We start from the raw sequence: 3,863 nt of genomic DNA, 5'->3' as shown, positions 1-3,863 counted from the left end.
CGTGGACCGGCCGACCCCGCAGGTCGACTGGTCCTCCGGCTCGGTCGAGCTGCTCACCGAAGCGGCCGCGTGGCCGGAGTCGGACCACCCGCGCCGGGCCGGGATCTCCTCCTTCGGGATCAGCGGCGGCCGGGCGGCGGACCGTAGTCACGGTTGCGGGTCAGCGCCGGATTTGCACCGGCTTCCCCCGTTCCGAGGCGGGATGAAGTTGTCACGGACACTTTAGCCGGACGGTCTGAAGATCAACGGTCCGGCGACCTGTTGCCCGCTGCCGGGCGGGCTGCTAAGTGTCTGATGCTGCGTCAGTTTTTTGTCACGGCGCGCAGGGCTCCGCAGACGCGCGGGAGGCATCCGGATCATGAACCAGCACGCGAACGGACCGGTCGTCGAGCACGGGCAGCTCTTCATCGGCGGCGTCATGGCCGACCCGGCTGGCCGCGCCGTCATCGACGTCGTGTCGCCGCACACCGAGGAGGTCATCGGCCGCGTCCCGCACGCCTCGCGCGAGGACGTCGACCGGGCCGTCGCCGCGGCCCGCGCGGCCTTCGACTCCGGCGTCTGGGCCGACCGGCCCCTCGCCGAGCGCATCGAGGTCGTCACCCGCATCAAGGACGGCATCGCCGCCCGGCACGAGGAGATCGCCCGGGTCGTCTCCGCCCAGAACGGCTCCCCCTACTCCTGGAGCGTCCTCGCCCAGGCCCTCGGCGCGATGATGGTGTGGGACTGCGCCGTCGCCGTCGCCCGCGGCCTGCCCTACGAGGAGCGGCGGGCCGGCGCCCTCGGGCCGCTGCTCGTGCGGCGCGAGCCCGTCGGCGTCGTCGCCGCCGTCGTGCCGTGGAACGTCCCGCAGCTCGTGACGGCCGCCAAGCTCGCACCCGCGCTGCTGACGGGCTGCTCGGTGGTGCTCAAGCCCTCGCCGGAGACGCCCCTGGACGCGTACCTCCTGGCGGAGATCGTCACGGAGGCGGGCCTGCCGGAGGGCGTCCTGTCGATCCTGCCCGCGGAGCGCGAGGTCAGCGAGTACCTGGTCGGGCACCCCGGCGTCGACAAAGTGGCCTTCACCGGCTCGGTCGCGGCGGGCAAGCGCGTCATGGAGGTCGCCGCGCGCCACCTGACCCGCGTCACCCTGGAGCTCGGCGGCAAGTCCGCGGCGATCGTCCTGCCGGACGCCGACCTGGAGGCGGCCGTCGCCGGCATCGTCCCCACGGCCTGGATGAACAACGGGCAGGCCTGCGTCGCCCAGACGCGCATCCTCGCCCCCCGCGCCCACTACGCCGAACTCGCCGAACGCTTCGCGGCCGCCGCCTCCGCCCTCGTCGTCGGCGACCCCCTCGACCCCGCCACCCAGGTCGGCCCGCTCGTCGCCGAACGGCAGCGCCGCCGGTCCCTGGAGTACATCGCGCTCGGGCAGCGCGAGGGCGCCAAGGTGCTCGCCGGCGGCGGCCGCCCGGCGGACCGCGACAAGGGCTGGTACGTCGAGCCCACCCTCTTCGGCGACGTCTCCAACGCCATGCGCATCGCCCGCGAGGAGATCTTCGGCCCCGTCATCTGCCTGCTGCCCTACGACACCGAGGAGGAGGCCGTGCGCATCGCCGACGACTCCGACTACGGGCTCTCCGGCAGCGTCTGGACCCGCGACGCCGAACGCGGCATCGAGGTCGCCCGCCGGGTGCGCACCGGCACGTACTCGGTCAACACCTTCGGCCTCGACATGTTCGGCCCCTTCGGCGGCTACAAGAACTCCGGCCTGGGGCGGGAGTTCGGCCCGGAGGGCTTCGCCGAGTACCTGGAGCACAAGACGATCCACCTGCCGCCGGAGTACGGGGAGGGCGGGGAGGACGGGGAGGGCTGACGGGATGGCTGCCGAACGCTGGCACGTGCGGGTCGACCGGGGGCTGTGCGTGGGCTCGGGGATGTGCGCCGGCAGCGCGCCCGGGGCCTTCGCGCTCGACGCGGGCCACCGCTCCCGGCCCCTCGCGGAGGAGACGGACCCTTCGGAAGAGGTGCTCGCGGCCGCGGAGACCTGCCCCGTGGAGGCGATCACGATCAGCAGGCCGGATACGGGGGAGACGGTGTTTCCTCCCGACGAGTGAAATCCCTTCGTACGCACGGACGTTGTTACTCATGCGTTCCGCACAGGTGCTTGATGACACGTGTGACTGGCCGGGCCCCTCACCGCGTGGAAATCTCTAGGCAACGCAGCCGAGGGGGGAAGCGATGGACGCGCGGTACGAGGTCTACTGCCTGGCGGACAGGCACTTCTACGAGACCCCGGACCGCCTGTCCGTCCCGGCGGGGCCGGGCGCAGAGGAGGGTCGCGGGGCTCCGGGGGGAAGCCTGTACGAGACCGCGCGGCGCCCGGCCCCCGCCGGCTGGGACACCTCCCGCCACGGGGAGTGGCTCCATGTCTTCCCCGTGGGGGAGGACGGTGGCCCGCGCCCCGGACAGCCGCTTCAAGGCTGGAAGATCCACGTCTCGGCCACCGCCGACACCGCGGAGAAGACCGCCGCCGACGTCTGGGACTACTGCACGGCCCGCGGCATCCCGTTCAAGTTCGTGCCCGGCCCGCACCTGCTGCACCTGCGCAACAACAAGTACGCGGAGCGCGGCCACAGCGGGAAGTTCGTCACCGTCTACCCGGACGGCGAGGAGCAGCTGCACGCCACCCTGACCGGCCTGCACGGGATCATCGGCGGCCGGCCCGGCCCGTACATCCTCACCGACCTGCGCTGGCACGAAGGCCCGCTCTACGTCCGCTACGGCGCTTTCGCCCGCCGCTTCTGCATCGACGGGCGCGGCAGCCTCGTGCCCGCGATCGAGGACGGCGAGGGCCGCCTCGTTCCCGACTCCCGGAAGCCGGCCTTCCAGGTGCCGGCGTGGGTGACGCTGCCCGCCTTCCTCGCCCCGCACCTCGCCGCGCGCAACGCCACCACCGTCGCCGACCTGCCGTACCGCATCGAGAAGGCCCTGCACTTCTCCAACGGCGGCGGCGTCTACGCCGGCACCGACACGCGCGACGGCCGCAAGGTCGTCCTCAAGGAAGGCCGTCCGCACGCCGGGCTCGCCGCCGACGGGGCCGATGCCGTGGCCCGCCTGGAGCGCGAGAAGGAGGCCCTGGAGCGGCTCTCCGGCCTCGGCGTCGCCCCCGAGCCGCGCGACTGGCTCACCGTCGGCGACCACCGCTTCCTCGTCATGGACTTCGTCGAGGGCAAGCCCCTCAACTCCTTCTTCGCCCACCGCCACCCGCTGCTCGCCGCGGACCCCTCGCCCACCGCCACGGCCGACTACACGGCCTGGGCGCTGCGCGTCCACCGGGCCGTCGAGGAAGCCGTCGGGAAGGTCCACTCGCGCGGCCTCGTCTTCAACGACCTCCACATGTTCAACATCATGGTCGCGCCCGACGAACGCTCCGTCGTCCTCATCGACTTCGAGGCCGCGGCGCCCGCCTCCGAGCACGGCCGGCAGGTCGTCGCCCACCCCGGCTTCTTCGCCCCGCCGGACCGCCGCGGCACGGACGTCGACAAGTACGCCCTGGCCTGCCTGCGCCTCGCCCTGTTCCTGCCGATCACCACGCTGTTCGTCATCGACCGGGCCAAGGCGGCGCACCTGGCGGACGTCATCGCCGGACAGTTCCCGGTGCCGCGGGAGTTCCTGGACGAGGCCGTCGCGGAGATCACGCGGGACGGGGCGGGCGTGCCGGCGGAGATCACACAGGAACGGGTGGGTGTGTCGGCCGAGACCACGCGGGAAGGGGCGGGCGCCGCGGCCGGCGCTCCTCCGGCGGACGCCCGAGCAGGCACCTCTGCGGGCGGCCCGGCGGGCACTGCGGCCGGCAGCCCGGCGGACGCCGGCCCGCAGGAGAC

The 3,863-nt window shown here is 73.4% G+C and carries 3 protein-coding genes and 1 riboswitch; all 3 genes read left to right on the top strand.

What is annotated here, in order from left to right:
- Nucleotides 1–79: 79 nt before the first annotated feature.
- Nucleotides 80–245, bottom strand: a riboswitch (cobalamin riboswitch).
- A 113-nt stretch (nt 246–358) separates the two neighbouring features.
- A complete protein-coding gene (locus tag B7P34_RS35340) occupies nt 359–1,852 on the top strand; it encodes an aldehyde dehydrogenase (RefSeq protein ID WP_106682217.1) in 1,494 nt (497 codons plus the stop codon).
- 4 nt (nt 1,853–1,856) lie between these two features.
- Entirely contained in the window at nt 1,857–2,093 is a 237-nt protein-coding gene (locus B7P34_RS35335; protein ID WP_106682216.1) for a ferredoxin, read from the top strand.
- Between the two features lie 124 nt (nt 2,094–2,217).
- Nucleotides 2,218–3,863, top strand: a 1,646-nt coding sequence (lanKC, locus tag B7P34_RS35330; protein ID WP_189383285.1) for a class III lanthionine synthetase LanKC, incomplete at its 3' end; no start/stop codon positions are given.

Origin of the sequence: Streptosporangium nondiastaticum (genome assembly GCF_003011965.1) — a bacterium.
Taxonomy (GTDB): domain Bacteria; phylum Actinomycetota; class Actinomycetes; order Streptomycetales; family Streptomycetaceae; genus Streptomyces; species Streptomyces nondiastaticus.
This window is presented reverse-complemented; position numbering and strand designations above follow the sequence as displayed.